Origin of the sequence: Microcoleus sp. S1D4 (assembly GCF_036700765.1) — a bacterium.
GTDB lineage: Bacteria > Cyanobacteriota > Cyanobacteriia > Cyanobacteriales > Microcoleaceae > Microcoleus.
Genome location: NZ_JAUBPP010000001.1, coordinates 242,604 through 268,526 on the forward strand (window position 1 = coordinate 242,604; position 25,923 = coordinate 268,526).

General features: G+C 46.2%; 17 protein-coding genes. 9 read left to right on the plus strand and 8 right to left on the minus strand.

The window, feature by feature from the left end; genetic code table 11:
* Positions 1–262 precede the first annotated feature (262 nt).
* The 4 genes from QT998_RS01095 to QT998_RS01110 all read right to left on the minus strand — a co-directional run bounded on the left by QT998_RS01095 (position 263) and on the right by QT998_RS01110 (position 7,868).
* Positions 263–2,542 carry a PAS domain-containing protein gene (locus QT998_RS01095; protein ID WP_333113497.1) on the minus strand — a complete coding sequence of 760 codons (2,280 nt, stop codon included), beginning with the start codon at positions 2,540–2,542 and terminating at the stop codon, positions 263–265.
* Between the two features lie 722 nt (positions 2,543–3,264).
* Entirely contained in the window at positions 3,265–5,877 is a 2,613-nt protein-coding gene (locus QT998_RS01100) for a CHAT domain-containing protein (RefSeq protein ID WP_333113495.1), read from the minus strand.
* Positions 5,878–6,348: 471 nt separating this feature from the next.
* On the minus strand, positions 6,349–7,350 hold the full coding sequence (gene galE / locus QT998_RS01105; protein WP_333113492.1) for a UDP-glucose 4-epimerase GalE: 1,002 nt from the start codon (positions 7,348–7,350) through the stop codon (positions 6,349–6,351).
* A gap of 314 nt (positions 7,351–7,664) precedes the next feature.
* Entirely contained in the window at positions 7,665–7,868 is a 204-nt protein-coding gene (locus QT998_RS01110; RefSeq protein WP_194009879.1) for a hypothetical protein, read from the minus strand.
* 346 nt (positions 7,869–8,214) lie between these two features.
* On the opposite strand from QT998_RS01110, the gene gloB reads away from it, so the two are divergent.
* The 4 genes from gloB (at position 8,215) to QT998_RS01130 (ending at position 18,026) form a co-directional block, all read left to right on the plus strand.
* Positions 8,215–8,988: a hydroxyacylglutathione hydrolase gene (gloB, locus tag QT998_RS01115; RefSeq protein WP_333113489.1), complete on the plus strand. Its 774-nt coding sequence runs from the start codon at positions 8,215–8,217 to the stop codon at positions 8,986–8,988.
* 346 nt (positions 8,989–9,334) lie between these two features.
* A complete protein-coding gene (locus QT998_RS01120; RefSeq protein WP_333113487.1) occupies positions 9,335–14,434 on the plus strand; it encodes a PAS domain-containing protein in 5,100 nt (1,699 codons plus the stop codon).
* Positions 14,435–14,723: 289 nt separating this feature from the next.
* Complete coding sequence (rplI, locus tag QT998_RS01125; RefSeq protein WP_194009876.1) at positions 14,724–15,182, plus strand: 50S ribosomal protein L9; 459 nt, start codon at positions 14,724–14,726, stop codon at positions 15,180–15,182.
* Positions 15,183–15,410: 228 nt separating this feature from the next.
* Complete coding sequence (locus QT998_RS01130) at positions 15,411–18,026, plus strand: replicative DNA helicase (RefSeq protein ID WP_333113484.1); 2,616 nt, start codon at positions 15,411–15,413, stop codon at positions 18,024–18,026.
* A 286-nt stretch (positions 18,027–18,312) separates the two neighbouring features.
* On the opposite strand, the gene QT998_RS01135 is transcribed toward QT998_RS01130, so the two are convergent.
* Positions 18,313–18,900 carry an FKBP-type peptidyl-prolyl cis-trans isomerase gene (locus QT998_RS01135; protein ID WP_194070826.1) on the minus strand — a complete coding sequence of 196 codons (588 nt, stop codon included), beginning with the start codon at positions 18,898–18,900 and terminating at the stop codon, positions 18,313–18,315.
* Positions 18,901–19,187: 287 nt separating this feature from the next.
* Positions 19,188–19,514, minus strand: a complete 327-nt coding sequence (locus QT998_RS01140; RefSeq protein ID WP_333087535.1) for a phasin family protein — start codon at positions 19,512–19,514, stop codon at positions 19,188–19,190.
* 194 nt (positions 19,515–19,708) lie between these two features.
* Between QT998_RS01140 and QT998_RS01145 the strand changes: the two genes are divergently transcribed.
* From QT998_RS01145 to QT998_RS01160, 4 genes are all read left to right on the plus strand, one after another.
* Positions 19,709–20,065, plus strand: coding sequence for a zinc ribbon domain-containing protein (locus tag QT998_RS01145; RefSeq protein WP_333087537.1), 357 nt, complete (start codon positions 19,709–19,711; stop codon positions 20,063–20,065).
* A 239-nt stretch (positions 20,066–20,304) separates the two neighbouring features.
* Positions 20,305–21,270: an N-acetylglucosamine kinase gene (locus QT998_RS01150; RefSeq protein WP_333087538.1), complete on the plus strand. Its 966-nt coding sequence runs from the start codon at positions 20,305–20,307 to the stop codon at positions 21,268–21,270.
* 326 nt (positions 21,271–21,596) lie between these two features.
* A complete protein-coding gene (locus tag QT998_RS01155; protein ID WP_333087539.1) occupies positions 21,597–22,253 on the plus strand; it encodes a hypothetical protein in 657 nt (218 codons plus the stop codon).
* A gap of 37 nt (positions 22,254–22,290) precedes the next feature.
* On the plus strand, positions 22,291–22,755 hold the full coding sequence (locus QT998_RS01160) for an MgtC/SapB family protein (protein ID WP_333113482.1): 465 nt from the start codon (positions 22,291–22,293) through the stop codon (positions 22,753–22,755).
* Positions 22,756–23,011: 256 nt separating this feature from the next.
* On the opposite strand, the gene QT998_RS01165 is transcribed toward QT998_RS01160, so the two are convergent.
* Entirely contained in the window at positions 23,012–23,227 is a 216-nt protein-coding gene (locus tag QT998_RS01165; RefSeq protein ID WP_333087888.1) for a hypothetical protein, read from the minus strand.
* Between the two features lie 46 nt (positions 23,228–23,273).
* A complete protein-coding gene (locus QT998_RS01170; protein ID WP_333087543.1) occupies positions 23,274–23,504 on the minus strand; it encodes a hypothetical protein in 231 nt (76 codons plus the stop codon).
* Between the two features lie 386 nt (positions 23,505–23,890).
* On the opposite strand from QT998_RS01170, the gene QT998_RS01175 reads away from it, so the two are divergent.
* Positions 23,891–25,639 carry a hypothetical protein gene (locus QT998_RS01175; protein WP_333113480.1) on the plus strand — a complete coding sequence of 583 codons (1,749 nt, stop codon included), beginning with the start codon at positions 23,891–23,893 and terminating at the stop codon, positions 25,637–25,639.
* The last annotated feature ends 284 nt before the right edge of the window (positions 25,640–25,923 follow it).

Here is a 25,923-nt window from a genome sequence, read left to right on the forward strand (position 1 = left end):
GAGAGGATTTGATATTAGTTATTGAGGATTTGAGTTTTTACCGATTGGATTTCAGAAGAAATGAAGTCCTCACTACTAACTTATTTGAGTGATATTATTGCTAGCTGTTAGTTGGATTTAAGAAGGAATGAAGTCCTCACTATAGCCTTTCTCAAAAAAGTGAGGTATGCCCTATGCCCTATGCCGCATAGTACCTCATAATATGAGAGCACAGAAAGGCTATACTAACCTATTTTAGTGATATTATTCGCTGCGAACTTATTTATTTGTTGGTGAGGTGAGGAAGGCTGACGTAACGCGCCCAAAAGGGATCGAGTAGATCGCCCTCGCCCTTGATATTATCTTTTTTCTCCTGCTTTTCTAGGGCTGCGGAAATCGTAGAAAATATCCTTAAACTACCGGTAATCAGGCCTTGGGGATTTCGCAGCGGTAAAGTTGAGATACAGACATCGATTAACGAACCGTCTTTGCGCTGCCGCTGGCACTGCTTGGCAACTTGCGCTTTTCCTGCCAATTCTGACTGAAGCATAGCACTAAAATCGAGAATTTCATCGCTCGGGACGATCGGCAAAATCTTCCCCAAAACCTCAGATTCTTCCCAGCCCAAAATTTGCTCCGCCGCCGGATTCCACAGCGTCACCGAAGCCGACGCATCGACAGCAATAACCGCCACCGGCAAAGCTTCAATTAACCCTTCTAAAACTTGATTGGTTTCGCACAATTTAGCCTCTACTAACTTGTGTTCGGTGATGTCCTGACAAGCACCGTAAACACCTACAGCGCGATTCTCGGCTTCATCCCACACAACTTGCCGGCAATCCCACAGCCAGCGGATTTCACCGGATTTTGTGACAATTCGATATTCGCTGACTTCCTTGCTGCTGCAGGAGCGAGACTGCATTTGTTCCTGCAGCATTTCTCGATCTTCGGGATGAATGCAGTTGCATTCGGGCCAACCGGAATTTGCGATTTCTGATGCACTATAACCTGTAATCCGAGTAAAAGCTTCAGTCATCCACTCGCAGGCCCATGTTCGATCGGGCAATAGGTTAAAAGAATAGGCAAAATCTGAAGTAATTTCCGAGAGAATGCGATACCGGGATTCTGATTCCCGCAAAGCTGCTTCGGCTGTTTTAAGTTCGGTAATGTCTCTATTTGTAACGAGAACTGCTTCGATGGTACCCTCCGCATTCGCGATCGGGCTAAAAATGTAACTGCAATAATTCCTGCGCCCGGTGCGCGGATTGATAAACTCTGTTTCTGTTGTTAAACTTTCTCCTGTGGCTAGTATATTTTTCCAGCAATTATTGTGGAGTTCTATAAGTTCTGGCGGCCAGCCAATTTCTGCTACTGATTTGCCTAAAATGCAGGTTTTTGACAGCGGAGTTAACTCTAATCCGGCGCGATTGATATAAGTTAACCGCCCTGCGCGATCGAACATCAAAAGTCTGCCCGGTGTATTTGAGAGGACACTATTTAGCAGGTTGGTTTGCTGTTGGAGCTGAGAGTGAATTTTTTGCAGTGCATCTTCTTGGTTTTTGCGAGCCGTGATATTTTGAAAGAACACCGATAAACCTTCTTCCGACGGATAAGCCTCGATTTCCAGCCAGATATTTGGCTGCTCGTAATACCATTCAAATTTAACAACAACGTTACGGGAGACCGCATTGTGAAGTTCCTTAAAAAAAATCGTCTTCGCGCTTTCTGGAAACTGCTCCCAAATATTTTTACCTAAAAGCTCTTGACGCTTTCTGTACCAGCAATCTTCTGCTTTCTGGTTGATGTAAGTAAACTGCCAATGGCGGTTGAGCGTATAAAAGCCCTCTGTGATGTTTTCTAAGATATTAACGATTTGCTGTTGCGATTTTTCTAACGCTGCTGCTGAGAGCTTCCGCTCTGTGATATCGCGAGAATTGATTACTATGCCGTTGATGCTGGAATCGTGCAGCAAATTGTTAGCAATGGTTTCTAAATATACCCAGTCACCGTTAGCGTGGCGTTTGCGATATTCTATGGGCGGTGCAATCCCCGGTTGTTTGAGCAAGTTGGCAAAATATTCCTGCCAAGCAGGGGCATCATCTGGGTGGATTAAATCATTATATAATTTACCGATTTTTTGTTCTGGTTTGTAGCCTAAAATCCGCTCTAGCGCCACCGAAGTTTCGTCTCCTATCCGCCCGTCAGCTTCAATAATTGTGATTAAATCGGAAGAATTTGCGAGGAGAGTGTGCAATCTTACTTCTGCTTTTGTCAGCACCTGAGTCACTTTTTTATACTGCGTCTGACTCTGGTCTAATTGCTGCTCTAAATTTCTGATGCGAGCACCTTGTTGAGACACTTTAAGTTCTAAACTGTGGTTGATTTGTTCTGATTTAGTTTGCTTTTCTTTTGTTGATAAAGTTTGCTGAGTTTCGACTGACAATTCCTGCAAAGAGCAGGATAAATTGTTAATATTACTGGTAAAATTTTCTTTTTGTTCTAGATGTAATGGATCGATATGTTGCTGTAATTCATTGAAATGCTTAAATACTTGTGTGTTCATTGTAGTAAGCGCTCAAATTTGCGACTCTAAAGTTTTTTAATTTGTTTATTGTAACACTCGATTCATGTCAAGTGTCAAAAGTAATAAATTTTAAAGTTTAGCGGTATAGCTTGAATGGCGATGCTAGTTCCCTGTGGCGCAGTCGATCGCTAATTTGAGAAAGTTTAAAAAAATATTGGACTAAGTAATATTACGAAAGTAATTGTGTATTTAGAGACTAAGATGAGTAGGTGATACTTAGTGCTACCGAATTTGAATGAAAGTTCGATCGACCTTTGAGTTTGTACCGGCTTCGGGTAGGGGTTTAAACTCTTGTGATTAAGCTGTTGCTCATATAGATTGTGTATGGGGATTGAGGGGGAGAAGGGGAGAAGGTCCGATGGGGATCGGATTTTTGATTGTCATCAAAATATACAATTTAAATGCACAACAGCTTATCCACATCTCCTGCAAGCCCTCACAGCAGTTATAGCTTTTCTCAAAAAGGTGAGGTACAGGTTGAAATTTTAGATTCTTCGACTTCGCGAGCGAACAAGTTTGAGATTTGAGATTGGGGAATTGAGGGATTGAGGGATCTATCGATCGATAGCTCATCGAGAGTGAGAAGTGCTATATACCGCCAGGGAATTTATTCCCTGACTAATAGCGTTGAGAAAACAATACCGTTTCTAGCCGATCGCAATAACTAAGGTTTTTATTAGCGGCTTGTAAAATTCCTCAGCTTATTGCCAATTCCCCACGAGTATGAAAGCAGCCCAGTAATAGGGATTTTTATATTCTTGGTTTTGCAGCAAGGTTAATTGAGCGTTGCGGAGGGCTTCAGCTTTGCTGGTTTTAGAAGCAGCAAGCTGCCGATAAAACTCAGTCATAAAGATAGCAGTAGATTCGTCGTTGACTTGCCAAAGCGTGGCGACTGTGCTGCGGGCACCCGATCGAATTGCCGCCCCGGCCAAACCCAAAGCCGCGCGATTGTCGCCCGAAGCTGTTTCGCAAGCACTCAAGACTAAAAGCTCGATCGGCTGTTGGTTATCCCCAGTGCGCGATCGCAGCAGTCGATCGAACTCCTTGACATTCACTTTCTCATCCCAAGTCACAATAAAAGTATCCGCCGCATTCGAGCTAAACTGACCGTGAGTTGCCAAATGGACGATCGGGTAAGACAAAGATTTAATTTTATCGCGCAACCGCCCGCTAACAAAATCTTCATTCAGCAGGTCAGTAGCGGGAATCTGAGCAGAAATTTGTTGAATTTCTCGTTTCACCCCCGGCAAAGCCGAGAAGCCTTGACGCGCTTCTGAGAGGGCAGCGGCGAGCACTCTCAACTTAACTTGGCTCAGAGGTTTGGGTGTCAGCAATTGCAGTCCTGGTGCCAAAGCAATACTGTACTTTTCTAGCAAAAACTTTTCGCCGTCGTGCAGCACCGCCATCGGCAGATTTCGCAAATAACCGTCGAGCACAAATACCAGAGTTTTAATTCCGCTGGCAGTCAAATCAGCCTCTGCGGGGCGAATTAACCAGTCGTAAACCTGTTGGACGGCGGGCAACCTGTCGCGGGGAAACGCAGCAGGCCGGATCGTATTTTTGGCTAGTCTGAAGGCTGTTTCTAACTCGGCTTGAGACTTATTGGTAGTGTAGCGGCGCAGGGGTTTGCCGGGAATTGATAAAATTACCTCCAAACGATCGCTCAAAATAATTGGATAAATCACCGCCGCAGCAGGATCGATTTGCTCGATCGACTGTGGTTTAGCATCAGCGCAAGCATCCCGAAAAAAGTTATCCAATTCTGCCAACTGCAAAGATTCCACCGTTTGGCGCGCCAGTTTCAATTTAGCTTGACTCGGAGATTCCTCTGCCAAAAGCAGTCCGACTAATTCTCGATAAACCGGTTCGGCACTTTCCCGAAACGAAAATTGTACTTCGGGATTCACTGTCACCAAATCGCCCCGCAGAGAAGACAATACATTTACAGCTTGAGTATATTGGGCGATCGCCCCTTCTGTGTTTCCCTGAGCTTTCCTAATCCGCCCGAGTTGCCACAATAATTGATAGGCAATATCGGGAGATTCAAACACTGGCGCCAAACTCAAAGCCTGATTTGTCAAACTTTCCGCCTGCTGGTGCTGCTGCTGCAATTCCGAAAGTTTGCCCCTAGCTGCCAGAATGTAAGCTTGTATGCGTTTGTCGCCCAAACTATTTGCCGGTGCTGCTGAGCGTTCTAGCATTTTGTCAACATCGCTTAAGCTCAAAGTTTTTGCAGGCGACTGAGCTAATTTCATCAAGCTTTGAGCTAGGTTAATTTGAGCGTAAAGTCCCGCACGATTTGAACCCAATTGAGCGGTTTGAGGTTCGACGGAACGCCACAAAACCTCTGCTTCCGACCAGTTTTTGCGATCGACCAACAGACTTAATTTGTTCAACTGCGCCTGAATTTGTAGAGGCGTTTCGACTGTAATTGCCGCCGAGCGATCGTAATATTCTAGAGCCGAGGCTTCCAAGTCAGCCTGCTGTCGGGTGCTCAAACCCGGTTTATTACTTTTCGCCCGCGCCGTATTTCCCAGATTGAGATAAATTGCCGCTTCATCTTGTTTGATACCTAATTTTTGGGCTGCTGTCAGTGCCTCTAATAGCAAATTTTGGGAGTTTTCCAGTTGTCCCAAAACCCGCATCACCCGCCCTAAAGCATGAACTGCCCGGACTTTTTCGGCAGAAACAGGCTGATTTTTTAAAGTTGCCAAATCTGCTGTCGAAACTGCACAAGTTTGGTTTTCCAACATCAAGGAAGTTAACAAAATTTTGCAAGCTCTTGGGTAAAGTCCGAGAGTTTCCCAAGCCCGACTTTGATTGATTTGAACTTGAAAAAGTTGGTTTTTGCGATCGATTTGCTCGAATATTTTAGCGCTTGAGTCGAAGTTATCGATCGCATTTTGAGTCTGTCCCCGTTCGAGTTGCAACTGTCCTTGAATGTTGAGAGTTTCAGCCAAAATCCGCTGCTGTTCGGCAGTTTTGGGTTCGGTTTGCACCACCGACAAACTCGAATTCACGGCCTGTTCTGCTTGTTCCCAAAGTGCTAACTGCCCGTAGGTTGCAGCTAAATTGCTCAAGGCTGTGGCGAGAGGGAGATTTTCGCCTGTTTTCTCAAACTGTACCGCCGCTTGCTGCAAGAGCGGTACAGCTTCGGAAAAACGTTTTTCTTCCCACAGAGTGCGAGCTTGTCGGACAAGCTGCACAGCAGGCGGTGACTGAATCTGAGCAACTGCGGCAGGAATTGCAACGGATAGCAGACAGGAGATCAGAAATAACAGAATTGCTTTTCGGAGCGATCGGGCAAACTTCATATATATAATTCAAGCTGGGTAATTCCACCAGCACGCTGATGGGAGTTTTCTACACGTAAGTCATATCATCAAATATGGTTTGGATCATCCACTAGACATCTGGCACTAATTCACTTTCAATTATTGAATTATCTGCGTCCATCTGTGTGTATCCGCTTGACATCTGCGGTTAACCCATCAATCCAATATTTACGCAACTCAAGCCTACTCTTTCCTTTTCCTCTTATTAACGAGCTGGCGGCAGCATTTCCGGCTTACCAAAAAACATTTTCTTAACTCCGTGGAAGCTGTCGCCCTCGATTCTTTCCAGTTTACCTTGTATCTCGCGCCAGAGTTTCTCTGGTTTTCAGCACCCTAAATAAGCTGTTGTGGAAATAAAAATTGTAGATTTTGATGACAATCAAAAATTGTCAAATTCTCTCCCCCTCTCCCCCTCAATTGCCATACACAATCTATAGGAGCAACAGCTTACTAAGTGGAGTGTCGTTTTTGATGCCACTGCCAAGCGTGAATTAAAATATCCTTAATTTCGGGATATTCTGGACACCAACCCAAAATTTTGATAGCTTTTTCGCTGCTACCAACCAAGGCTGCTGGGTCTCCCGGACGGCGATCGCACTCAACCGCTTTAATCTCTTTTCCAGTCACTTCGCGAGCCGTTTGTATCACTTCTTTTACCGAAAATCCGCCACCATTTCCCAAATTAAAGAAATCAGATTTGCCGTCATTTAACAAATATTCTAATCCTAAAATGTGAGCCGATGCCAAATCGTTAACATGAATGTAATCGCGAATGCAACTACCGTCTGGAGTATCGTAATCTGTGCCAAAAATTGCGATCGAATCCCGCTTACCCAAAGCAGCAAACAACACCAACGGAATCAGGTGGGTTTCTGGATTGTGATCTTCTCCTAACAACCCGTTTGGATCTGCCCCAGCCGCGTTAAAATAGCGGAAACAAACTGATTTAAAATTGTACGCAACATCAAAATCGGACAAAATTCGTTCTACCATTAACTTAGTAGCGCCGTAGGGATTTATCGGATTTTGTGGGTGGTCTTCTGCGATGGGAATTTTATGCGGTACGCCGTAAGTCGCGCAGGTTGAAGAAAACACAATTTTTTTCACTCCCGCAGCGATCATTGCTTCTAAAAGTGTAATGGTACCGATGACGTTGTTGCGGTAATATTTAGCTGGATCGGTAACAGATTCGCCCACGTAAGCATAGGCTGAAAAGTGCATTACTGCTGCAATTTCGTGAGTGGCGAACAGGTTGTCGAGCAAAGGGCGATCCTTCGTATCGCCCACTACCAATTTTACTTGCAAAACCCGGTCTACTAAATCTTGGTGTCCGTAAGCTAAATTGTCCAAAATTATCACGTCGTAACCAGCTTTTTTCAGTGCTAATACTGCGTGAGAGCCAATATATCCAGCTCCACCTGTTACCAAAATTGTTGTTTTTTTTGTACTCATTTTATTCTGCTTTGTTTTTTGTAGTTGGATAGTCTATTGTATTGTTTTAGGGTTGGGTTAAGTCTGCTTTTTTTTGATATTTCCCTAAATTTCCCCTTAAGAAGGGGGACTTTCATAATTTTCTGGTTCCCCATTTTTAAGGATTTTGAGAATTCTCTTCCCCCTTTTTAAGGGGGATGCTGCAAGGGATATCCGAGGATTTTGGTTCTACACAGAGATGTGTGTACACCGTAGCCTTTTTAAGGGGGGCTAGGGGGATCGGCATTAACTACTGCAACTATCAACTGTCAACTGTCAACTGTCAACTAAAAAATTTAATCGATAAACTTAAGGCGGCCAATTTGAATATAATCAAAGATGCGATTGATTTGGTGCCGGTCTTCTTCAGAAATTTTATCATCAGATAGGATAGTGGAAGTCAAAACTAAATGTTCGCGGCGAGCGATTTTGCCAGACGCTACAATCCGATCGACCATTTGAGAAATTGTCAAGTTCGATTTGTTGGGAGATGTTCGCATTTATTCGATCGCCTTTATGTCAGAATAGTTAAAGATGCTGGCAATTCTTAACTCAGAAATGATGCAAATCGATTTGTGGAACAGCAGAAATAATGTATCATATCATGTCCGCTCGATTACGATAACAAAAATGGTTCCTAGTACGGACTCGCATTCCGCAGAATTTTACGGACTCGCATTCCGCACTACGAACCCGTCGCGCCTGCGGTTAATCGATCGGACACAAGATCGAGGTTATACTCCCAAAGATAGATGCGCGGAGTCTATAATTATGAATTAAGCCTGCCTCGGAAGTGCGATCGCACTAAATTTGATTCTATAATAATTTTTATCCAGAGGTAATTCTATGCAGGTCTATCAAATCCCGGTACTGTCCGACAATTACATTTTCTTGCTGCACGACCCCGATCGCCAGACAGCAGCAGTCGTCGATCCAGCCCGAGCAGAACCGGTCTTGCAGCAACTGAGCTCGCTCGGAGCCGAATTAACAGCAATTTTCAATACGCACCACCACAACGACCACATAGGCGGCAACCAGCAACTGATCGATCGCTTTCGGCAAATTAAAGTTTACGGCGGCGCACAAGACAGAGGCAGAATTCCTGGACAGCAAGTGTTTTTGCAAGCGGGCGATCGAGTAGAATTTGCCGGCAGAACCGCCGAAGTCTTCTTCGTACCAGGCCACACAAAAGCTCACATAGCCTACTATTTCCCCGCGCGCAACCAAGGGGAAACTGGCGAATTGTTCTGCGGCGACACTTTATTTGCTGGAGGCTGCGGCAGACTGAAAGAAGGCACTCCAGCTCAAATGCTAGCTTCTCTAGAACAATTGCGAAACCTGCCGGACAGTACCAGAGTTTGGTGCGCCCACGAATACACGCTGCAAAATTTGCAATTTGCCCTGACTGTGGATGGAGACAATCCCGATCTGCAGCAGCGCTTGGTCGAAGTTAAAGAAGCGCGCAGCCGATCGCAACCTACCATACCATCCTCGATCGGCATCGAGAAAAAGACCAACCCATTTTTGCGCTGGGATTTGCCCAACCTCCAATCAGCAGCCAACACCCGCGATCCCGTCCAAACCTTCGCTCAATTGCGCGCCATGAAAGACCGATTTTGACAATAGCAACGTCAGCCTTACATACCTGCATCACGTCAAATGTGTGCAACGAGCCACAGCCGTTGATAATATGCAGCCACCAAGAAAACCGATCGGGCTTACCCCTGCTTTGAAACAGCCAGAAAACTGCCTCTGGCCTTTGCTCTGTAGCGGCAACTGGTTAAGCTCAGGGACTGTGCGATACAATAAATTGTCCCGATATCAACATTCCAGTAGGACGATCGACATCCCTCTTAAGTTTGAATTGTAACCCTGTTTAAAGTAATACTTCCTCGGAATGATTTCCGTATAATTATTTAACGATCGCGATTGGCTTAGCCAAAACTCAAACCGTTGTTAGAAATCGATGAAAAATCTAGGCAGCAATACTGAACCCCAACGGCAAATAGACCCCTGTGTTTCAACGCATTCTAACAACGCGCTTTATCCGGGCGCGCCTTTACCAACAGATATAGGCATGGTTTTGCAATTGGCAGACGGCAGCATTCAGGGGTGCAATCCGATCGCCGAGAAACTGCTGGGGATGACAGCAGCACAGATGCAGGGCTGCTCTTGGCTCAACATTCTGGGGCAGACTGTGCGCGAAGATGGCTCGGATTTTCCCGCCGAGAGGCATCCGGCGACGGTGGCGCTGCAAACCGGGCAGCCAATCTCAAATGTTATTATGGGCTTTTATCAAGCTCCGGGAAAATTGATTTGGTTGACGCTCAATTCTCAACCTTTATTTCAGGGAGATCGATCGACTCCCTATGCAGTAGTTACAACCTTCACTGCTATCGCTCCTCCTCAACCCGAAGCCGCCAACAACGCGCCCGCCCAACAACTGTCAGACACCCTCGAAAGTATTTCCGACGGGTTCTATGCTTTGGATCGAGACTGGCGGTTTACCTACGTTAATTCTCAAGCGGCGCGGTGGATAAATCGACTCTCGAAAGATTTGATCGGCAACAGCGTTTGGGAAGAGTTTCCCGAAGCTGTCGGTACTTTGTTCGAGCAGGAATATCGCCGCGCCTCTAGAGAGCAAGTTACGGTTAGTTTTGAATCTTTTTATCCGCCGCTCAATGCTTGGTATGCGGTGCGAGCCTATCCGATCGCCTCGGGGCTTGCCGTTTATTTTCAAGATGTGACCGAGCAGAAAGCGGCGAGCGCTGCTTTTATTAAACAAGCGCAAACGGCACACCAACAACTAGCAGAAATCGAGGCGATTTATGCTAGCGCGCCGATCGGACTTTGCTTTGTCGATACCGAGTTGCGGTTTGTCCGGATCAACGATCGGCTAGCAGAAATTAACGGAGTTCCAGCCGCCGCCCACATCGGCAAAACATTGCGCGAAATTTTGCCAGAAATGGCAGATGATTTAGAGCCGCTTTACCGACAAGTTATTGAAACTAAAGTTCCACTTCAACAGCTCGAACTTCGCAGGACGAACTCAGCACAGCCGGGAGTCGAACAGGATTGGCTGTTGAGTCTCTATCCGCTCAGGGCCGAGGACGATCGCGTTTTGGGCGTGAACGTGACGGTACACGAAATTACGCATCGCCAAGCTAGCAAAAGAGAAATTCAACGGCTCAACCAGGAACTAGAGTGGCGAGTGAATGAATTGCAATCAATCCTTGATGCCGTACCCGTCGGAATTACGATCGCAGACGACGCCCAGTGTCAAGTAATTCGCGCTAACCGGTTTGCTCAATCGATGCTCGCAGTGCCGCCCGATGCCAATGTTTCTGCAAGCGGAGAGCAAGCCGCAGTCCTTCCGTTCAGACAACTCAGCAACGGAGTAGAAATCCCGCCAGAAGAGCTCCCAATGCAGCGGGCTGCGGCTTCGGGCTCCGAAGTGCGGGATGTGGAAATTCAAATGGTGCGATCGGACGGAGCGACTTTTGATTGGTTGGTGAATGCGGTACCGTTATTTGACGAACAGGGCGCAGTTCGCGGCTGTGTGGGAGCGTTTGTGGATATTAGCGAGCGTCAACGAGCCGAGGCTGCTTTGCGCCGCTCCGAGGAACGCTACCGCACTTTGTTTGAGTCCCTAGACGAAGGCTTTTGCATCATCGAAATGCTGTTTGACGAAAACGAAAAGCCGATCGATTACCGCTTCTTAGAAATCAATCCGGCCTTCGAGAAACAAACCGGACTCGTACAAGCTGCGGGTAAAACGATGCGACAGCTCATTCCAGAGCACGAAAATTATTGGTTTGAGGTGTACGGCAAAGTCGCGCTCACGGGGGAACCGCTGCGCTTTGAACACGGCTCCGAAGCGATGAACCGCTGGTTTGAGGTTTCGGCGTTCCGCACTCCCGAGCCGCACAGCCGCAAAGTCGCCATACTTTTCAAAGACATCAGCGATCGCAAACAGGCGGAAAATCTTCTGCGCGAACACTACAGCAAGTTGCGACTGTTTGTTAAACATTCGCCTGTGGGGGTGGCGATGTTTGACCGCCAGATGCAGTATATGCTGGTGAGCGATCGCTGGCTGGCTAATTACGGGCTGGGCGCTCAAAATATTGTCGGGCGATCGCATTACGATATATTGCCAGATTTGCCCGATCGTTGGAAACAAATCCACCAGCGCTGTCTGGCGGGAGCAGTCGAAATCTGCCCAGAAGAACTGTTTCCCCGCGCTGATGGCTCGATGGACTGGGTGCGCTGGGAAATTCACCCTTGGCGCACCAACAGCGGTGAGATTGGCGGGATCATGATTTTTTCGGAAGTAATCACCGATCGCAAAAACGCTGAACTCGCCATCGCCGAGGCCAAACAGCAGGTCAGCAATATTATCGAAAGTATTACCGATGCCTTTATCGCCTTCGATTCGCAATGGCGCTATACCTACGTTAATGCCACTGCTGAAAAATTGCTGGCGCGATCGAGAAACGACTTGTTAGGTCGATCGATCTGGGAGATGTTCCCCGCCGAGAAAGAATCCAATTCGAGAGTATATCAAGAATTTCATCGAGTTATTAACGAGCAAGTTTCTGTCAAATTTGAAGAATTTTCACCTTCACTTCAAGTTTATGTAGAAGTCAGCGCCTATCCAGCCGCCGGAGGATTGACGGCTTATTGGAGCGATATTACCGATCGCAAACGCACAGAAGAAGAACTGCGACAAAAGAATGCAATTTTGAACGTGATTAACGAGTCAGCGCCCACGCCAATTTTTGTCAAAGATCGAGAAGGACGGATTATTTATGCCAATCCGCCCGCGCTGGAGGCGCTGGGAAAAACTGCTGATGAAGTAATTGGCTGGCGCGATATCGATTTATACCCAGTAGTAGAACTTGCAGTCACAGTCACGGAAAACGATCGGCGCATTATGGAATCTGGACAAACAGAAGTCCTCGAAGAATCTCACGATGGCATTCGGACATTTCTGGTAATGAAAGCTCCCTACCGCAATCAGGCGGGAGAAGTGATCGGCTTGATTGGCATCTCCAGCGACATCACAAATCGCAAACGAGCAGAAATCGAGCGGCAAGAACAAACAAAGTTACTACAAGTAATTATTGACAGCATTGGTGACGGTTTAATTCTTGCCAACCAACAAGGGGAGTTTGTGCTGTTTAACCGAGCCGCCGAGGGGATATTCGGTCAGCTATCGAATGAAAAATCCTGGGAGGAATGGTCGAGCACCTACGGAGTATTTTTGCCAGACAAAAAAACCCTATTTCCCAACGCTGAACTACCCCTAGTCAGAGCAATCAAAGGCGAATATGTCAATGATGTAGAAGTATTTATCGACCGCCAAGATGGCGAAAGTCGCTGGATCAGTATCAGCGGTTATCCGGTGGTTGATACTAGCAACGAAATCCAAGGTGGAGTGATTGTCTGTCGCGATATTACAGAACGCAAACAATCAGAAGCAGCGTTGCAAGAAAGCGAAGAGCGATTCCGCAATATGGCTAACAACACTCCTTTTATGGTCTGGGTAACAGACTCCACAGGTTACTGCACTTTCCTCAGCGAAAGCTGGTATGAATTCACCGGTCAAACTCAAGAAACAGGTTTAGGATTTGGTTGGATAAATGCTTTGCATCCAGAAGACCGAGAACCAGCCAAAAACGCATTTTTGATGGCCAACGAACGCCAGGAACCTTACCGCATGGAATTTCGCGTGGGGCGCCCGGATGGCGGATATTCTTGGGCGCTGGATGCGGCGGCTCCCCGATTTACTGAAAGCGGACAATTTGAAGGTTTTATTGGCTCTGCGATCGATATGACAGAGGGCAAAAAAGTAGAAATCGAGCGCGATATGGTTCTGCAATTGGAACAAACTGCCCGCGCGGAAGCCGAGCGAGCTAACCGGATTAAAGACGAGTTTCTGGCGGTGCTTTCTCACGAGTTGCGATCGCCCCTAAATCCGATTTTAGGCTGGTCGCAACTGCTGCTAGCAGGGAAGCTGAGCGCGACTCAAACAGCCAAAGCGTTGGAGACAATCGAGCGCAACGCCAGACTGCAATCTCAATTAATCGAAGACTTGCTAGATGTGTCTCGAATTCTGCAAGGGAAGCTTAGATTGACTGTGGCTCCGGTGAATGTGGGAATCATTATTTTGTCTGCTTTGGAAACGGTGCAATTAGCAGCCGAAGCTAAAAAAATTCAAATCGAAACAATTTTAAATCCCGATGTCGGACTCGTTCTCGGCGATACAAGTCGCTTGCAGCAAGTTGTGTGGAATTTGTTATCGAATGCGGTAAAATTTACGCCCGAAGGCGGTAGAGTTGAAGTTAGATTAACGCAAGTCGGTGGCCAAGAAGTGGAAATTCAAGTCGCCGACACGGGTAAAGGTATTATTCCCGATTTCTTGCCCTATGTTTTCGAGCATTTCCGACAAGAAGACGGCGCGACTACTCGCAAATTTGGGGGTTTGGGATTGGGATTGGCGATCGTCCGCCAACTGATCGAACTGCACGGCGGGACGGTATTTGTAGAAAGCGCTGGAGAAGGTCAAGGAGCGACGTTTACGGTGAGATTACCGCTATTAAATGATGATTCTAGAGCGCAGCGGTTAGAAGCGGTCAATTCGTCTGGTAGTTGCGATATTTCATCTTTCCCGCTCTCGGGATTGAGAATTTTGGTGGTAGATGATGATCTCGACTCGCGGGATTTTGTCGCCTTCGTCCTCGGCCAAGGGGGTGCAAAGGTGATTGCGCTATCTTCTGCTGCTGAGGCGCTGCTGTCGATCGCGCAAACTGCACCGGATTTGCTCGTCAGCGACATCGGAATGCCGCAGATGGACGGATATATGCTGATCCGTCACATCCGCACTCAGCTTGCGCCAGAGTATCGAGATTTGGTGGCGATCGCCCTAACGGCCTATGCTGGAGAAGCGAACGAGCGCCAAATTTTGCAAGCCGGATTTGACCAACATTTATCTAAGCCCATCGATCCGAGTGAGTTATTGGCCGCTGTAGGGCGATTGATGAGCCAAAAGCTAAAAAATCCATAACAGGTTCGATCGTTCGGACTTCAGTCCTTGCTCAATCAGCTTCGCAGTGAGGACTTGAGTCCTCTCCAATGCCTTAACAACCTTCCCTTGAGACGGATGAACCCGCCAAAAATGAATGATATCTCATTCCTCTTCCTGATGACGTTGGACGGAAAGCTCGGGGGGGGACAGCAAAACATGACTAATGACTAATGACTAATGACTAATGACTTCTTTCTTCTCCCTTGCGATCGCCCTTCAAACTTCGCTATTATAGAAAGTTGCAATTAAAACCCCACAAGCAACGATCATGGCCAAGCGCGTCCAATTAGTATTAAACAAAGATGTCAGCAAACTCGGCAAAGCTGGCGACGTAGTAGAAGTAGCCCCAGGCTACGCCCGCAACTACCTAGTACCCCAAGGAATGGGATTTAGAGCCACTCCGGGCATTCTCAAGCAAGCAGAGCGCCGCCGTGAAGAAGAAAGACTGCGCCAGTTAGAACTCAAGCAGCAAGCTGAAGTCCGCAAAACCGCCTTGGAAGCAGCCGGGCCTTTCATCATCTCCAAGCAAGTCGGCGAAGGAGACGCGATTTTTGGTACTGTCACCAACCAAGAAGTAGCAGAACTGATTTTCAACTCTACCAGTCAAGAAGTCGATCGGCGCGGCATCACCCTACCCGAAATTCGGGGCACTGGTACATACAAAGCTGAAATCAAACTTCACGCGGAAGTTACCGCCGAAGTTAATATTCAAGTTGTCCCGATGTAATTAAGAGTCATCAGTCATCAGTCATTAGTTATTAGTCATCAGTCATCAGTCATTAGTCATTAGCTAAGAACTGAGTACAGCTAACGAAAGACTGAGGAATGCTAACTTGCAGGTTGAAAACTGAAGACTAATAAATCGCAACCAATGACCAATGACCAATGACCAATGACTAATGACTAATGACTAATGACTAATGACTAATGACTAATGACTGAGGACTATTGACTAATGAGCGATTTGATGCCGACAAATATAGAGGCAGAAGAAGCAATTTTAGGCGGGATTTTAATTGACCCCGAAGCGATTTCTCGAATTGCCGAACTTCTGCGACCGGAGTTTTTTGCCATCACCGCTCATCAAGTCATTTATCGATCGGCATTAGGGCTATTTTTGCAAGGCCAACCGACAGATTTAATGACGGTGACAACTTGGTTGACAGATCGCAACCAGTTAGAACAAGTCGGAGGACTCACTAAATTAGCACAATTAGTCGATCGCACAGTTTCAGCAGTCAACATCGACCAATATGCAGCCCTAGTTGAAGACAAATATCAGCGCCGCCGATTGATCGAAGCTGGCAACAACATAGTACAATTAGGTTACGAGACAGCAGCACCGCTAGAAACAGTCTTAGACCGCGCCGAACAAGAAGTTTTTGGCATCACTCAAGACCGCCCGCAACAGGATTTAGTATCCATCGGCGAAACCCTAAACCAAACATTTCAAGACTTAGAAAATCGCAATGAAGGCCTGACACTTCCCGGTATTCCCTGCGGTTTTTATGATTTAGATGCCATGACAGGTGGCTTTCAGCGATCGGATTTAATCATCGTTGCGGCTAGGCCAGCAATGGGCAAAACGGCTTTCTGTACCAACATCGCCCACCACATCGCTGCTGGACAGCAAAAATTGCCGGTTGCCGTTTTTAGCTTAGAAATGTCGAAAGAACAGCTAGTGCAGCGTATCTTGTCCAGTGAAGCCAAAATAGAAAGTAACAGGTTGCGATCGGGCAGAATCAGTCAAAACGAATGGGAACCAATTAGTACAGCCATTGGCAACTTATCAGAACTGCCATTGTTTATTGACGATACTCCCAATATTACCGTGATGGAGATTCGATCGAAAGTCCGCCGCCTCCAAGCGGAACAAGGCGGAGCTCTCGGATTAATCTTGCTAGATTACCTGCAATTAATGGAAGGTAGCAGCGACAACCGCGTGCAAGAATTATCTCGAATTACTAGAAGCCTCAAAGGTTTAGCCCGCGAGATCAACGTGCCGATTATTGCTTTGTCTCAGTTGAGTCGCAGTGTAGAAGCAAGGACAAATAAGCGGCCGATGATGTCTGATTTACGCGAAAGTGGCTGCTTAACAGGTGATAGTTTAGTTACGCTGGCGGATAGTGGATTAGAAGTCCCAATTCGCGATTTAGTCGGCAAATCTGGCTTTGCTGTTTGGGGATTAAATTCAGATACCCTGAAACAGGAAAAAGCGATTGTGACTAATGCTTTTTGTACGGGAGTCAAGCCAGTCTGGGAGATGACAACTTGCTTGGGAAATTCGATTACAGCAACCGGCAATCATAAGTTCTTTACATCAGATGGTTGGAAGCGTTTAGATGAATTAAAAATAGGCGATCGGATTGCTACACCTCGATCAATTCCTTGTACTGAAGTGCAGACGATGGGTAATGCTGAATTAGCTTTACTAGGACATTTAATTGGTGATGGTTGTACTTTGCCCCGACATACCATTCAGTACACGACGCGAGAATTAGATTTAGCTGAATTAGTTGCACATTTGGCTAGAGAAGTATTTGGCGATCAAATTAATCCCCGCATTAAACGCGAACGCGATTGGTATCAAGTTTATCTCCCCGCTAGTTATCGTCTAGCTCCCAATATTAAAAATCAGATTACTAAATGGCTCGAACAATTAGAAATCTTTGGTTTACGTTCCCATGAAAAATTTATTCCCAGTTTAGTATTTACCCAACCGCAAGAATCGATCGCTCTTTTCCTTCGACACCTATGGGCAACTGATGGTTGTATCCGCACGAGTAAAGACAATTCCCACTATCCCAGTGTTTACTATGGATCTAGTAGCGAAAGACTAGCGCGGGGAGTTCGATCGTTATTATTAAAATTGAATATTAATGCATCTTTGAAATCCGTTTCCCAAGGAAACAAAGGACGAACTCAATATCAAGTATGGGTGGGCGGGAAGCAATGTCTAGAAAAATTTGTATATGGGATTGGTGCGGTTGGCAATTATAAACAAGAAAGTTTATTCGCCCTCAAAATATATCTAGAAAATTCTGGACGGGCTAATACCAACCGAGATTTAATTCCCAACCAAGTTTGGCGAACCCAAGTTAATATTGCCAGAGAACGTTTGGGTTTAACAACTAAACAAATTAAAGCAGGTTTGGGCGTGCGCTATTGTGGCGACAGTTCCTATCCATGTGATATCAGTAGAGAACGAGCTATGCAGTTAGCTAATCTTCTAGAATCTGAAGAAATTCTGAAAATTGCTGCTAGCGATATCTATTGGGATAAAATAAAAAAGATAGATTTCATCGGCGAAGAAATGGTTTACGATCTAACGGTAGATAAAGTTAAAAACTTTGCTACACAAGGATTGTACGCTCATAATAGTATCGAGCAGGACGCCGATTTAGTCATTATGCTTTACCGAGATGAATATTACAACCCCGATTCGCCCGATCGCGGAATTGCCGAAGTCATCATCACCAAACACCGAAACGGCCCCACAGGCATCGTCAAACTATTATTCGATGCCCAATTTACCTCATTTCGCAATCTAGCATCTCCAAAGCGCTCTTAAGAAGGAAGAAGGAAGAAGGAAGAAGGAAGTTCGGCAACGAGCAATGTACGGGATGTAACGGATGTAAGTCCGTCGGAAGAGGGAAGAGGGAAGAAGGAAGGAGGAAGAAGGAAGAAGCAAGAAGGAAGAAGGAACACACAGCAAGCTTTTTCGCGATCCGTATTTTACGTTTAATTAGGTCGATTTACTTAAATGAACTAAGACTTACGCAGAAACCCGGTTTCTTAATAAAAAAACCGGGTTTCTAAACAGCGTAAAAGTTTAACACTTAGTTAGGTTGAGCTACCTAGCCAGCAATTTTTAATAATTCCACATCAAAAATCAGCGTAGCATTAGGAGGAATCACCCCGCCCGCACCGCGAGCACCATAACCTAATTCAGGGGGAATAATCAACTTGCGGCGTTCTCCAACTTTCATTGTACCGACACCTTCATCCCAACCCTTAATTACTTGGCCTACACCAATTTTGAACTGAAATGGAGAATTGCGATCGCGCGAACTATCAAACTTCGTGCCATCCTCCAAAGTGCCAGTGTAGTGCACCACAACCGTCTGACCAGTTTTTGGAGTCGCCCCATCACCTTCTTTCAATTCAACATATTTCAAACCTGAAGCTGTGGTGACAGTTTTCTCAGTATTATCAGTCATGTTATTGCCAGCGATAGTAGCTGGTTCCTCCGGTAAATTAGCATCAGCTACGAGCAAGCTATCTTCAGTGAAAGACTTCGCTGAGAGGATCTCAAGCGCAGCATCGGTTAAAGGATTATTCACTTCGGAGGCAACTGCTTTGGGCACATAACCGCTCATTTGAGCAACTATCAAAAACACAAAGCAAACCAGCATTACCCCCAAGCTGACCAGAATTCCTTGCAAAATTAATCCTCCTGATACTTTTTGTAACCGCGATATCTCAGATATCTAAGACATCTTGTACAACAAGAACTACAAAATTTTATCTGAACTTTTCCGCCAAAAATGGCGGATGCCAGTTAATTTTAAACGCAAAAGAAACTTTGAAGTCAGAATGTTTGTAATTCTAGCTTCTGCTTTCTACATAAGTGCCTTATTGAGCCTTCTGCGTTCGGGTGACAATTTTATCACAAGATAGCAGCAAGCGCGCGATCGCCCGCGAGCGCGAAACTTGCAGAAAAGGATCGTGCTCAGCGCCAGTTACGGTTTTCTAAATCGCGCATCTGACGTTCGAGACGATCGAGCCTGCCGCGCAACTCATCCATTTCCGACTGTCGGGGAACGCCCATATCTTGCAGTATATTCCGCAGTTGGCGCTGGAACTGAGTATCCCAACTTCCCTGCTCCGACTTCAGGTGCTCTGTCATGTCATCGACAAAAGTTTTGGCTTGCTCGGGGTTGATTTTGCCATCTTTAACCCATTGCTCGCTGACTTCCTGCAATTTCTCCGCCACCAAGGAGGTAGTACCAATGCCCAGCATCACCAGTTGTTTGAGTAAGTTGCTATTGTTATCCATAGATTTTTCCTACTGTTTGGCACAAAATAGCCGATCGGCTCAGGTCGCCTGCTGTCGCTGCGAAACCATCTGTACAATTTAAGTTACATCAGCGCTGACCTACCTTTCTATTTTGGAGCATTCAGCCGCCTGATGGCGTTCGGAAAACCCGCTAATGAGCTTACCGAAAACATTACCCTATCACCCAGCCGTCAATGCCTGATTGCCCCCGCTGTCACCAACCTGTAGACGCGCGAGCCATCGCCTGTCCGCAGTGCAAAATCCCTCTCAAAGCTTTCGGTCATCCGGGTATCCCCCTTTATCGATCACCATCTGCAGAATTTCTGTGTACAACCTGTATTTACCACGAAGACGACACCTGCAACTACCCGCAGCGTCCCTTGGCGAAAGAATGCACGCTTTATCACGACAAAGCCGAGCCGCTAGTGCCACAGACGAGCCGTTACATCAGCGGCGGCCTGCCGCAATCCATCAAAAATTGGTGTCAGCGCAATGTTATTTGGTTGGCTTTATTTGGTTTAATTATTATTAGCATTGCTCTGTCTGTTTGAAAGAATTGTAGGGAGCATCTCAAAAAATGCAAAAAGTATTATTTTAACGTCGGGGGAGTGTCCCCGCTCGCTTGGCGACAAGGTTTCGCCCATCTTATATGAGATTTTTAGGCTGGCGAGACCACAATACTTTAAATAAAAATTACTGTACAAATTAGATGCACGCCAGCACATCCGCATTGTGTCCCATCCGTCAAGATATTAGTTGACAACATACAATACAAATTAAAAATTTTGCCATGACTTACGTATTCGGCATCGACGGCGGTGGCACTAAAACTATTTGCGTTTTAATGGACGAAAATAACGTTGTTTTGGGACGCGGGGAAGCAGGGCCTTCAAATTATCAAACGCTGGGAATTGAGCAAGCAAAAGAATCGATTCAATTGGCGATCGAGCGAGCAGTTTTTTCCGCGAACATCGCTCCAAATATCAATTTGAAAATAGAAGCAATTTGTCTGGGACTAGCAGGCGTGGGGCGTGCCAAAGATATTGAAATAGTACAATTTGTAGTGCAAAATTTGGAGTTGGCGAATACTTTACCCGTAGCTCGATCGCTCTTGCCGCGAAATATCGTAATTTGTAGCGATTGCGCGATCGCACTGGTTGGCGGTACTGGCCATCCAGTTGGTATCGCGGTTATTGCAGGAACTGGTTCGATTGTTTTCGGGCAAAACCGTCAAGGGGAAACTAAACGAGTCGGCGGTTGGGGATATATTTTAGGCGATGAAGGCAGCGGATATGACATCGCTGTTGAAGGTTTGCAAGCTGCTTTGAAGTTCTATGACGGACGAGGAGACGTTACGGCGCTGGCGGAAAAATTTCAAGGGCATTTAGGCTTAAATAACCTAGAAGAATTGGTAGAAGTTGTTTACCGGCGCGGTTGGGGAGTCAAAGAAATTGCGGCTTTAGCGCCGATTGTCGATCGAGCCGCAGCAGAGGGCGATCGCGTCGCTGACGGCATTATTGACAATGCTGTGGCAAAATTAACATTTTCAACAAAAACAGCCATTTCAGCGCTATTTAAGCCCGCAGAAGAATTTGAAATTGTGACGGTGGGAGGTGTGTGGGGCGGTGATGCAAATTTTCGGGGTCGGTTTGAAACTGCCATAGGTGCGATCGCGCCAAAAGCTCAGCTAATTTCGCCCCGATACGAACCAGCTTTCGGTGCAGCGTTGTTAGCCTTAAACTCACTCAACCATTAATATCGTTGAGAGAGTGCTTCCCGCTAGGACTTCATCTTCATGACTAAGGCAAAAAATGGCTTGACGCAGTATTTATGGGCGCACCCTATCTGTAGAGGTTTTGCAATCGCAGACTGTTTATCTTCCTTATCTTCCCGATCGCCCCAGTCCAGTCGATTTTTTCAATTTGGCAAAATGTGAAAATTCTTAATTATCTACCTTATCTTCCCAACTTGTCTAATTCCAGCCGGCCATAATAAAAACATCAAATGAATGCAAAACTAGAAACAGATTTAGCAGTAGTGCGTTCCTAAGTAAAACAAAACCGAAAGAAGGAGACAAAATATATGATTACTTCTCAAAAATTGCGTTCGGCAACAGCAGCAATCCTCTCACTGGGCATTACATTTGGAACCAGCGCGCCGCTGGTAGTAGCAGCGCCCGCCTCAGCTCAACAACGAATTTCACAATTTGATAGCATCCGAATTCCAGCGGGCAGTGTCATTCCAGTTAGCTATGAAAAAAACAAAATCGTTGTCACCACCGATGAAACTTCACCTTTAACATTAACAGTAGCGCGAGATATCCGCACGGCTCAAGGCAGAGTATCAATCCCCGCAGGCAGCCAGATTGTCGGGGAATTGCGACCTGTCAAAAGGGGCAATCAAAGGGGTAGTCAATTTGTTGCGAGCGAGTTAATTGTCAGCCGCCGCCAACGCTATCGGATTGATGGCTATTCGGGAATTATTACCAGAACCGAAAAAATTCAAAAAGGTGCTGGAACAGGTTCAGTCGCGCAAGGGGCAGCATTGGGCGCAGCAGCAGCAGCAGCCCTAGCAGGCATTACCGGCGACAAGGCGATCGCCACTGAAGAAGTATTGGGCGGTGCTGGAATCGGTGCATTAGCCGGAGTATTGTTGGGGCGGCGCAGCGTTGACGTGATCGTGATTCGCCCGGAACAAGATTTGGCAGTGAGATTGCGATCGGACATCGTGCTGCGGTAGTATTGGAATCTCGCGATTAATTATTTGCCGTAAAACATTGTCGATCGATAACTTGTGGTCTCCTGATAATTGGCTGGGCATACTGTTGAGGTTGTGTCTGGCCATGTTTGTGGGCGGAATGATTGGATGGGAGCGCCAACTCAAAAACAAACCAGCGGGATTGAGGACTCATATGTTAGTAAGTATGGGTGCTGCAATGTTTGTTTTAATTCCGCTGGCAATAGGTAAAAATGAAAACGGACGAGATGGTGTAGAGCGCGTAATTCAAGGCATTGCTGCCGGGATAGGATTTTTGGGGGGCGGAGAAATCCTGCGCGAATATCAGCAGGAAATCGGCAAACCAAAAGTTCACGGGCTCACGTCGGCCGCTGCTATTTGGTTGTCAGCAGCGTTAGGAAGTGCGGCCGGATGCGGGTTGTGGCAACTTGCATTAATTGGTGCTTTCATGTCGCTGTTTGTTCTGAGAGTTATCAAAGAGTTAGAGCGTCGGAGTCGGAAATAGTCGATCGCGAAGGTTTTATATAATTAATATTGAGCTAAATTAGACGTGCTACTTATGACGATAAGGTGCGGTGTTCCCACCCGACCTCTCAAGGTTTTACATCATTAAATGTTTAATAAATTAATCTAGATTAAATTCACAGCAAGCAATAATTTTAGAATTACTAGACAATAAGCAGGGTAGATTAAATTATTATTTTAAATTTTACATAAACGCAAATAGATCTTTATATCGCCCAAGAAACGAATCAAAATGATTAATTTTGTTCCGAAAAATTCGGCGAATTTATCGATTCCAAAGACTCTTGCCTTACGCGACCAGCCATCGCGGCTAACTGCAAGCTCATAAAAGCATTTAAATCTTCCAAATCGCACTTCGCCGAGGCAAAAATATCCTGCATTTGATTTTCGGCTTCCCAACTCAGATATCCCGTGGCAATAGCTTGATTTACAACTTCACGAATGACCATAATTTAAATTTCCTTACTAAATTTGAAATAATTAAAAAGCTACTAATTATTAACAGGGAATTTCCGTGGCTGTCTCGCCAAAAATTTCCAATTCTTTTACAAGGCGAGACTCTTGTTTCACCAAACCGGACATGGCTGCTAGTTGCAAACTCATAAAAGCATTTAAGTCTTCCAAGTCATAGTTGGTGGTAGTTAACATCTGCCGCAGTTGATTTTCAGATTCTAGAGTTAAATAACCTAGGGTCAGAGCTTGTTGGGCGAGGTCGCGAATAAGTACCATAATATTTTTGGGTTTGATTGCTTGAATATCCTAAGTATCGACGGTTTTAACTGACTCCGCAGTGACGGCTATTGCTCGGTTTGTGTGACATTTTTAGGGGTAGCCTGTGACAGCCTGACTCGCAGAGTGTGACTCAGTGTTTGCACGGATGTGACGAGGATCACTGGGGCGAGGAGGAGATGCCGAGGGTGGGAGATGCCGAGGGTGGGAGATGCCGAGGGTGGGAGATGCCGAGGGTGGGAGATCGGAAAATATTCCCTTTTCCCTCTTCCCTCTTCCTTCTTCCTTCTTCCTTCTTCCCTCTTCCCTCTTCCTTCAGAAGCCTTCTACCTTCAGAAGACGCTCAACGTCTATAATCAGCAAGTTAAATATTTACTGCAAGACCTATGGAAGCAACACATAAAGATTTGTTACAACAGATAGCCCAACTATCGGAAACTTATGGTAATTTAGCCGATCGACTCTCCCAAGCCGCCAAACAACTGCAAGACTCCGGGCTTCCTCCCTCTGACAGCTTACTGAAAGAAATTGCCAGCTACAGCCGCAACTTTGCAGAGGTCCAAAAACAAGCTCTCCAAGTCAACAAATCCGCCCTCGCCCCCGGAGAAATTACTTCCCTCAAAGATATTCAAAACTTAGTCGAGACTGCAGCAGCTTCCGAAGGTAAAGCAGAAATTCGCGACGCAGCTTTGAAAGTGCTCGATCGAGTATTGGCGATCGCCCACCGCGAACAAAGCGACTTCGCCCCCTTACAATCAGTGCATGGCAAAGCCCGCGAACTCCAGCGCGCCATTTCCGAATCAACCGCAACTCAACTGCATTCCGACGCAGAATCCCTAGTAAGCGGCAAACACCCCGTTGCAGCAGTGCTAGCCCTAGTGGAACAGCAAGACAAATTAAACGACGAAGAGTGGGTAATCCTCGAAGAAACAGTCAGCGCCGCTTTTGGCAAACAAATAGCCGTCGCCATTTCCAGAGGGAAATTAACCGTTGTCCAGATAGTAAAAGCAGAACCTGCAAAAATCCAATCCGTAATTAAAACAGCGCCAGAACCAAAAATGGGCGCCGAACCTCTACCCGAAGTGATTATCATCCCGTCGGGGAATGTGGCACCGAAACAAGTTACAGTTGCACCGCAAATCAAAATTTTGGAATTCCCCGTCGCGACGGCCCCCATGCACGAAGTGATTATCGTTCCTAGCGTGGAAGTACCTAAATCTCTCCCAAAAACAGGCTCTGGGAACATTGTTTTTGGGGCACCTCGCGAGATTCAACAAGCGCCTGTAGAGGGCGGTTTGGGATTGAAAGTTTTGGCGCACATTCAAGGAATAGGCGATCGAACTTTCGGTGCTGGAGAATACGCCGGTACTAAAGCGCGCGGGCTGCGCGTCGAAGGATTTCAAATTAATATCGAGCCACCAATTTCCGGCTTAAAAGTTGAGTACATGGCTCACGTCGAAGGTGTTGGGGATACTCCTTGGATTGGCGAAGGAGAATTGGCTGGTTTTCGGGGTCAAGCGAAACGAATTGAAGGATTTGCCGTGCGGTTGAGCGGGCTGCAAGCTGATAACTATGACGTATTTTATAACGCTCACATCCAAAATATCGGCGACACCGATGTGTCCTCCAACGGCGATTATTGCGGCACTCGCGGCAAAGCTTTGAGAATAGAAGGCATCAAAGTTTGGATCGCACCGTCTGCGAATTCTCAAGTTGCGGCGGCTGTGGGTTTAAAAGTTTTGGCGCACATTCAAGGAATAGGCGATCGCACTTTTAGCGGTAAAGAATACGCCGGTACGAAAGCTCAAGGCCGCCGCGTCGAAGGTTTTGAAATTAAAATAGAGCCTCCGGTTCCCGGTTTAAATTTGGAGTACATGGCTCACGTTGAAGGAGTTGGTGATACTCCTTGGATCGGCGGAGGGGAACTGGCAGGTTTCCGGGGGAAAGCCAAGCGCATTGAAGGATTTGCCGCGCGACTGACTGGGCAGCAAGCTGATAAGTACGATGTATTTTACACAGCTCACATTCAGAATGTAGGCGATACTCCTGTTACTACTAACGGTCAATATTGCGGCACTCGCGGCAAAGGTTTGAGGGTTGAAGGCATGACTGTTTGGGTTGAGCCGAAAGCGTAAATATTCAGGTTTATGGTCGCCCAAGGAATTTGAGAAACCGGGTTTCTTCCTGAATTTTTGGTATTAACCGAAATTTGTTGCAGAAACCCGGTTTCTGTCTGTCCAACGAATTCAAGAAACCCGGTTTCTTCCTAAATTTTTGGTGTTAACCGAAATTTGTCGCAGTAACCGGGTTTCTGGCCACCTAACGAATTTGAAAAACCGGGCTTAGCAGGTAATTTAAAACTTTACAAAACTTACCATCGGTTACAAAAAACACCGACATCGAATCAATCGACAATAAA

Bases quoted from the DNA above. Each gene is read 5' to 3' on its own strand.
- QT998_RS01095 (WP_333113497.1), bottom strand. From the start codon at position 2,542: ATGAACACACAAGTATTTAAGCATTTCAATGAATTACAGCAACATATC.
- QT998_RS01100 (WP_333113495.1), bottom strand. From the start codon at position 5,877: ATGAAGTTTGCCCGATCGCTCCGAAAAGCAATTCTGTTATTTCTGATC.
- galE (WP_333113492.1), bottom strand. From the start codon at position 7,350: ATGAGTACAAAAAAAACAACAATTTTGGTAACAGGTGGAGCTGGATAT.
- QT998_RS01110 (WP_194009879.1), bottom strand. From the start codon at position 7,868: ATGCGAACATCTCCCAACAAATCGAACTTGACAATTTCTCAAATGGTC.
- gloB (WP_333113489.1), top strand. From the start codon at position 8,215: ATGCAGGTCTATCAAATCCCGGTACTGTCCGACAATTACATTTTCTTG.
- QT998_RS01120 (WP_333113487.1), top strand. From the start codon at position 9,335: ATGAAAAATCTAGGCAGCAATACTGAACCCCAACGGCAAATAGACCCC.
- rplI (WP_194009876.1), top strand. From the start codon at position 14,724: ATGGCCAAGCGCGTCCAATTAGTATTAAACAAAGATGTCAGCAAACTC.
- QT998_RS01130 (WP_333113484.1), top strand. From the start codon at position 15,411: ATGAGCGATTTGATGCCGACAAATATAGAGGCAGAAGAAGCAATTTTA.
- QT998_RS01140 (WP_333087535.1), bottom strand. From the start codon at position 19,514: ATGGATAACAATAGCAACTTACTCAAACAACTGGTGATGCTGGGCATT.
- QT998_RS01145 (WP_333087537.1), top strand. From the start codon at position 19,709: ATGCCTGATTGCCCCCGCTGTCACCAACCTGTAGACGCGCGAGCCATC.
- QT998_RS01150 (WP_333087538.1), top strand. From the start codon at position 20,305: ATGACTTACGTATTCGGCATCGACGGCGGTGGCACTAAAACTATTTGC.
- QT998_RS01155 (WP_333087539.1), top strand. From the start codon at position 21,597: ATGATTACTTCTCAAAAATTGCGTTCGGCAACAGCAGCAATCCTCTCA.
- QT998_RS01170 (WP_333087543.1), bottom strand. From the start codon at position 23,504: ATGGTACTTATTCGCGACCTCGCCCAACAAGCTCTGACCCTAGGTTAT.
- QT998_RS01175 (WP_333113480.1), top strand. From the start codon at position 23,891: ATGGAAGCAACACATAAAGATTTGTTACAACAGATAGCCCAACTATCG.